4 protein-coding genes, 1 tRNA gene and 1 pseudogene are annotated in these 6,694 nt (G+C 52.1%); all 6 read left to right on the plus strand.

Features of this window, described 5'->3' with window-relative positions; translation table 11 throughout:
* Positions 1-1,375: DNA primase (dnaG, locus tag R3196_RS10540; RefSeq protein WP_318936733.1), on the plus strand; the 1,375-nt coding region annotated here is incomplete at its 5' end.
* Positions 1,376-1,589: 214 nt separating this feature from the next.
* The gene (locus tag R3196_RS10545) at positions 1,590-1,976 is read left to right on the plus strand and encodes a DUF3192 domain-containing protein (protein WP_318936734.1); all 387 of its coding nucleotides are present in this window, start codon (positions 1,590-1,592) and stop codon (positions 1,974-1,976) included.
* A gap of 137 nt (positions 1,977-2,113) precedes the next feature.
* Positions 2,114-3,952 (plus strand): RNA polymerase sigma factor RpoD, encoded by a 1,839-nt coding sequence (gene rpoD, locus R3196_RS10550; RefSeq protein WP_318936735.1) that lies wholly within the window; start codon positions 2,114-2,116, stop codon positions 3,950-3,952.
* A gap of 33 nt (positions 3,953-3,985) precedes the next feature.
* On the plus strand, positions 3,986-4,780 hold the full coding sequence (locus R3196_RS10555) for an amidohydrolase family protein (protein WP_318936736.1): 795 nt from the start codon (positions 3,986-3,988) through the stop codon (positions 4,778-4,780).
* Positions 4,781-4,882: 102 nt separating this feature from the next.
* Positions 4,883-4,958, plus strand: a tRNA-Ile gene (locus tag R3196_RS10560).
* A gap of 578 nt (positions 4,959-5,536) precedes the next feature.
* Positions 5,537-6,689: pseudogene (locus R3196_RS10565) on the plus strand (IS3 family transposase).
* Positions 6,690-6,694: the final 5 nt, after the last annotated feature.

Here is a 6,694-nt window from a genome sequence, read left to right on the forward strand (position 1 = left end):
GCGCTTTTTCGCCCATCAACTGCGGCACCATAAGAACTCCGCCAAAGTTATTGAGTACCTGAAGAACCGCGGGCTCAACGGCGAGATCGTGAAGGCTTTCCAGATTGGCTATGCACCGGATGAGTGGGATGGCATTCTGAAAGCGCTGTCGAGCGGTCAGGCCAGCCGTGAGCAGCTGGTTGAACTTAAGCTGGTCAATAAAAACGGCAATGGCCGCTATTATGATTTCTTCCGCGACCGGGTGATGTTCCCGATCCGGGATCGTCGTGGTCGCGTGGTCGGCTTCGGAGGCCGGGTACTGGAAGGCGATGGCCCCAAATACCTGAACTCGCCGGAAACGCGTATTTTCCATAAAGGCCGTGAGCTTTATGGCTTTTACGAAGTGCGTCAGGCGCACCGACAGCCTGAGCAGATCCTGATCGTTGAAGGCTACATGGACGTGGTGGCACTGGCCCAGGCCGGTATTAACTACGCCGTGGCGTCGCTCGGCACCGCGACCACCACCGAGCAGCTGCAGATACTGTTCCGTGCCACGCCGCGGGTGGTTTGCTGCTATGACGGCGACCGGGCCGGCCGCGACGCTGCCTGGCGGGCGCTGGAGAACGCGCTGCCGCTGCTGACCGACGGCCTGGAGCTTAAGTTTTTGTTCCTGCCCGACGGTGAAGATCCGGATTCGCTGGTGCGCAAAGAGGGCGCTGAGCACTTTGAAGAGCGCCTGACGAAAGCCCAGAGTTTTACCGATTACTTTTTCAGTCACCTGGCAGAATCGCTGGATTTGAATACCGATGCTGGTAAGTCTGCATTGCTGAAGCAGGCTAAGCCGCTGATTGAGCGCATCGCCAGTGACTTCTATCGCGAGACCCTGATGGAGCGACTGGCGCGTCTGTTGCGCCGCGAAACCTCGCAGATCGCCAACCATATTAAGGCACCAGCCAGTGGCCGACGCCCGGCAGAGAGTCTGAAGATAACCCCCATGCGGCGCGCCATCGGCCTGCTGTTGCAGCACCCTGAGCTGGGCCAGGAAGTGCCGCTGCATGAAGAACTTAAAGCACTGAAACTCCCCGGTATCGAACTGTTGCTGGCTATGCACCGACAAACCAGCGAGCGGCCGGTGACTACCGCACAACTGCTGGAAATGTGGCGCGGGGCGCCCGAAGAAAATGCGCTGCGCCAGTTGGCACGCTGGGACCATCATCTGGATCCGGAACGCGTCCGGCAGGAATTCCTGGATATTTTTCTATTTTTTATCGATCAGTTTGTCGAGCAGCGCGCCAGTGAATTGCTGGAAAAGGAACAGCAGACGCCGCTGACACGCGCGGAGCAGCAGGAGTACATGACCCTGCTAAAATACCGTTCCGGCAAAGGTAAAAAATAAGCCAAACGGCTAACGGATTAGTGAAATGGACCAACGTGTTGGTCAGATGCTTCACCCCAGGCCATCAGCTTTCAGCTTGTTTCAGTAAAAATGCTATTTATAACAGTAAGATAGAAAAGCTGGCATCCCTATTGCATAAATTCACGCTGTAAGTACATATCTTACCCCTGAAAATTTAGACTATAAATCAAACAATTATGAATTGGAGTAACACATGAAAGGTACTCAGTTAGCCGCTTTCGGTTTAGTGGCCGCACTCAGCTTTGGTCTGCAGGGCTGTATCGTCGTTGCCGATGGTGATGGTATTCACAAATACAGTAAAGCCGACTACGAAGACACCGAAGCGCGCAACCGCAAGGTTATAGCCAGTCTGGATGAAGGCGCGACCCTAAAACAAGTCGAAAATGAGATGGGCTCACCGAATTTCTCTGACCTGGTGACCGTGGACAATGTCCGCTACCGCGTCATGTACTATCGCACCCATCGCGTTCATGCTGATGGCAACACCACCAAAGACGAGTGCACGCCACTGGTATTTGCTGACGGCGTTCTGATCGGTACCGGCGACCTGGCACTGGCCCGCATCCCGCACCACGACTGATTAATTTCTGGCTCAAAACGACAAAATCTGCTATAGTTTCCGGTCTTGAATTTTATCCTTGATAGTGCTCTTTTTCGCATTCGGTGTAACGTTTAAGACCGGTCACTTTTTCTATAAATATCAGGTGGTATTTCTGTATGCAGCAGAGTCGTCAATCACAGCTCAGAACGCTCATTGCTAAAGGCAAAGAGCAGGGGTATTTAACGTTCGCGGAAGTGAACGATCATCTGCCTTCTGAGATCGTTGATTCGGATCAGATCGAAGACATTATTAGCATGATCAACGACATGGGCATCAAGGTGTTTGAACACGCACCGGATGCTGATGAGTTGATGATGAGTGAAGACACCGCCGATGAAGATGCCGCGGAAGCTGCCGCCCAGGCGCTGGCCAGTGTTGACGGTGAATTAGGCCGCACCACGGATCCGGTCCGCATGTACATGCGTGAGATGGGTACCGTTGAGCTATTGACCCGTGAAGGCGAAATCGACATCGCCAAGCGCATCGAAGAAGGCATTAATCAGGTTCAGTGCTCAGTTGCTGAATATCCTGAAGCCATTAACTTTTTACTTGATCAGTGGGATACCTGCGAAGCCGAAGAAATGCGGCTGACGGATATTATCTCAGGATTTATCGATCCCAACGAAGTCGACGAAGCTCCGGTTGCCGCCACCCATATCGGGTCTGAACTGTCCAAAGAAGAGCTTGAAGACGAAGACGACGATGGCGACGAGGATGACGAGGATGATGACGCCTCAGAAGGCGGTATCGATCCGGAGTTTGCGCGCCAGAAATTCGCAGAATTACGCGACCAGTACGAGAAAACCCGCAAGGCTATCAGCAAGCACGGCCGTGACCACGCCAAAGCCCGTTCTGAAATTGACGCCCTGAGCGACCTGTTCAAACAGTTCCGCCTGGTGCCCAAGCAGTTTGACCGGCTGGTGAAAGACATGCGCGACATGATGCATCGTGTGCGTGTGCAGGAACGCTTGATCATGAAAATGTGCGTCGAACAGTCGGCGATGCCGAAGCGCGCTTTCATGAAGTCATTTGCTGGTAACGAAAACAGCACCGCCTGGCTGGATCAGGCCATCGGCGCCGGTGAAAGCTACTCGGATGCCCTGAAAGTTCTGCAACCAGAGCTTGAGCGCTGCATCCACAAACTGGCTGAAGTTGAGATTGAAACCGGGCTGACTATCGCCAAGGTAAAGGATATCAACCGTCGCATGTCGATCGGTGAAGCCAAAGCGCGCCGGGCCAAGAAGGAAATGGTTGAAGCCAACCTGCGTCTGGTTATCTCAATCGCGAAAAAATACACCAACCGTGGCTTGCAGTTCCTGGACTTAATCCAGGAAGGTAACATCGGTTTGATGAAAGCCGTGGACAAGTTTGAATACCGCCGCGGTTACAAATTCTCGACCTATGCTACCTGGTGGATACGTCAGGCCATTACCCGCTCAATTGCGGACCAGGCCCGGACCATCCGAATCCCGGTGCATATGATCGAAACCATCAACAAACTGAACCGGATCTCGCGGCAGATGCTGCAGGAAATGGGTCGTGAGCCATCGCCGGAAGAACTGGCCGAGCGCATGGTCATGCCTGAAGACAAGATCCGCAAAGTACTGAAGATTGCCAAAGAGCCGATCTCGATGGAGACTCCCATTGGCGATGATGAAGATTCGCATCTGGGTGATTTCATTGAAGACACCACGCTGGATCTGCCGGTCGACTCAGCCACCGCTGAGAGCCTGCGTAACGCAGTCCGTGAAGTGTTAGGTGGCCTCACCCAACGTGAAGCGAAAGTATTGCGTATGCGATTTGGTATCGACATGAATACCGACCATACTCTGGAAGAAGTTGGTAAACAGTTCGACGTGACGCGTGAACGGATTCGTCAGATCGAAGCCAAAGCTCTGCGTAAACTGCGGCATCCAAGCCGCTCGGAGCAGCTGAAGTCGTTCCTGGACGAATAAAAACGTACTCATTTCGCTGATAAAGGATGATTTATGATCGCAGCTGATCAGAACGCGACCGAAAAACAGCAACCGCATCGCATTGTCGATGCGCATTTTCATATCTACAACAGTGCCTATCCCCTGATCGAAAATCAGGGGTTTTTGCCACCGCCGTTTACCGTTGAAGACTACCAGCACCGCACTAAAGATCTGCCTATTATTGGCGGTGCGCTGGTATCCGGTTCGGTGCAGGGCTTTGACCATACCTATTTCTCTGATGCGCTGCCCAAGCTTGGCGAATGCTTTGTGGGCATTACCAACTTGCCCAGCAGTGTGTCTGACGCGAAGATTCTCTCGTTAAAAGAACAGGGCATTCGTGGCGTGCGGGTAAACCTGAAGCGCCGGGTAGTGCGTGGTTTAGACAACCTGGTGGATTTTGGTGAGCGGATCTGGGATCTGGCCGGCTGGCATCTCGAAATGTACGTCGATAGCCGTGAAATGGACGAAGTACTGCCGAAGCTGCTGAAGCTGCCGAAAGTGTCCATTGACCATCTGGGTATGGCGCGTTCCGGCGTGTCGCAGATTCAGCGTCTGGCCGAAGCCGGCGGTAAGATTAAAGCCAGTGGCTTTGGTCGCACCGAGGTGAACGTCAGCGAAGCCGTGAAGCTGCTGTACAAGACCAACCCCGACTGCCTGATGTTCGGTACCGACCTGCCGTCCGTGCGTACCGAGCGGCCCTTTAACTTTGGTGACATTGAGACCATCTGCGCAGCCCTCGACGACGAGAAGGCTATCGACAAAGTCTTTGCTACCAACGCCGCTGAATTCTACGGCATAAAACTTTAAAAAAAGCCTCCCATTTTCTGCATGGGAGGTCATGACAAGCGGGCCGAAATTTCATATACTTGCGCCCGCTTTGCTAAAAGCATCCTACCGAAATACCAACATGGCCCCTTAGCTCAGTGGTTAGAGCACCCGACTCATAATCGGTTGGTCCCCAGTTCAAATCTGGGAGGGGCCACCATCTAAATAAAGAAATCAAGATTTAGTAGGCGCTAACACTACGTGTCTATTTCCGTTTTCGGGTCAATTAACGGATCAAGTAGTCTAGATAGCATCATTTGTAATCAGTAGAAATAGGTTGCTATCAATATTGGATGGGCAGAATGTCTATGGGTTTAGAAAAGCAACTACTTTAGCTCTGAAGTTTTCAACCTCTTTTGGATATTCGTCTTCAAGTAATTTGTAGAGTATTAAGCGACAATTACGGTGGCCGGTCTAGCGACAATTATCTTGGCCGGTTGATCTGATAAGGTTCGGTACAGCAGAACGGAGGAGTTCACTGTGCCGGGAACACGAATCACGGATCAACAGGTCAAGAAATACATGACTCATAGAAAACGAAACAGCCAAGTTGTCGCTGCTGCAAAAGCAGGCATATCTGAGCGTTCAGCCCGGCGTATTGATAAACAACAACAAGATAAAAAACTAACTCAACGGCAATGGCGTACGCGCCAAGATCCGCTTGAAAGCATTTGGGGTTCTACCCAGATTTTACGGACACATCCAAAAAGAGGCATAATATGCCCATAAGGAGTGTTCATGACCAAACGAAGAAAGTACAGCCCCGAGTTTAAACGAGAAGTCTTAGCTCTGACAAAGCAGCCCGGTGTGAGCTGCCGTCAGATCGCTATTGAGGTCGGTATTAACCCCAATTTACTCAGTCGGTGGAGACGCGAAGCGGAGCCATCCTCTGACCAGGCTTTCAATGGCTCAGGTAATCCCCGCGATGAAGAAATGGCGCGGCTTAAACGCGAGAATGCCCGACTTAAAAAGGAACGGGATTTTTTGCGCGAAGCGGCAACGTTCTTCGCCAGAGAGTTGCCCTAAGATATAGGGCGATAGAGCGTTGCCGCGATAAATTCCCGATACGCTTAATGTGTCGATGCCTGCGAGTGTCACCCAGCGGATATTACGCCTGGGCGGCACGATCTCCCAGTGCCCGGGATGTCGAAAACCAGCGCATCCTGACCCGTATTAAGGAGATCCACGATGATAGTGGTGGCGTCATTGGCGCACCACGTATGCATGAAGATCTCTCTGTTGAGGGCGAACGGCTGAGTCTGAATCGCGTTGCCCGCTTAATGGCAGTCAATGGCATTCAGGGTTGGCCCCGCAAGAAAGGACGAGGCAGAAAGCGGCAGGCCGCCCGACCGGCGGGCCTTAAAAATCACCTGGCACGTGACTTCACAGCAGCAGAGCCTGAAACCAAATGGGTCACCGATATTACCGAAGTAAAAACCACCGAAGGTAAATTGTTTCTGTGCGTTGTACTGGACCTGTATAGCAAGTTGGTTGTTGGTTGGTCCATGCATCACAGTCAGGATCGCCATATGGTTGTCCGGGCAGTGGAGATGGCAGTCTGGCAACGAACAGGTAACCAGCCGCTAATTTTACACTCTGATCGCGGCTCTCAATTTACCAGTGGTGATTATCAGCGGGCACTTAAATCTAATCACCTGGTGAGCAGCATGAGTGCGGTCGGTCACTGCAGTGACAACGCCCCCTGTGAAGGTTTTTTTGGAATACTCAAGCGTGAACGAGTGAATTACCGCCTGTACCGAACCAGGGATGAAGCGCGTTCAGATATCTTTGATTATATTGAACGGTTTCATAATCCAAGAATGCGTCGTAGACTGGCAAAACGAGATCAGCAGTTTAGTGCGATTTTAAACCGTCCGTGATAACTGGGTAGAACCC

The organism is Pseudidiomarina sp., assembly GCF_033722695.1.
Lineage (GTDB): Bacteria > Pseudomonadota > Gammaproteobacteria > Enterobacterales > Alteromonadaceae > Pseudidiomarina.

Excerpts from the sequence above, each read along its gene's own strand:
- R3196_RS10545 (WP_318936734.1), top strand. The coding sequence starts at position 1,590 with ATGAAAGGTACTCAGTTAGCCGCTTTCGGTTTAGTGGCCGCACTCAGC.
- rpoD (WP_318936735.1), top strand. The coding sequence starts at position 2,114 with ATGCAGCAGAGTCGTCAATCACAGCTCAGAACGCTCATTGCTAAAGGC.
- R3196_RS10555 (WP_318936736.1), top strand. The coding sequence starts at position 3,986 with ATGATCGCAGCTGATCAGAACGCGACCGAAAAACAGCAACCGCATCGC.